Origin of the sequence: Massilia genomosp. 1 (genome assembly GCF_011682185.1) — a bacterium.
Taxonomy (GTDB): Bacteria; Pseudomonadota; Gammaproteobacteria; order Burkholderiales; family Burkholderiaceae_D; genus Telluria_A; species Telluria_A rubra.
This window is the reverse complement of sequence record NZ_WHJF01000537.1, coordinates 1-287: the sequence shown is the minus strand read 5'-3', so window position 1 is coordinate 287 and position 287 is coordinate 1. Positions and strand designations below refer to the sequence as shown.

The window sequence follows — 287 nt, the reverse complement described above, 5'->3', positions numbered from 1 at the left end:
CGCCGAGCAGCGCATGCAGATGAAGGAATTCGGCAGCGTCCAGGCCGAGATGGCCGAGGTGCAGGCGCAGGCACGCAAGAACGCCAACCCCCAGCTCGAAGCCGATGCGGCCGACGCGCTCGGACGCATGCTGGGCCTGAGGGGCGACGTGGCCGGCGAGCGCCGCCTGTTGACCGAAGCGCTGGCGTTGCGCCGCAAGGTCCATGGCGAGGACAGCTACCAGGTCGGCATGAGTTACGTAAACCTTGGCGGCAGCTATATGCGCGCGAACGACAACCGGCCCGGGC

1 protein-coding gene is annotated in these 287 nt (G+C 68.3%); it reads left to right on the top strand.

The features are described 5' to 3' along the window. Positions 1–13 precede the first annotated feature (13 nt). Positions 14–287, top strand: a 274-nt coding sequence (locus F1735_RS34815; protein ID WP_167241613.1) for a tetratricopeptide repeat protein, incomplete at its 3' end; no start/stop codon positions are given.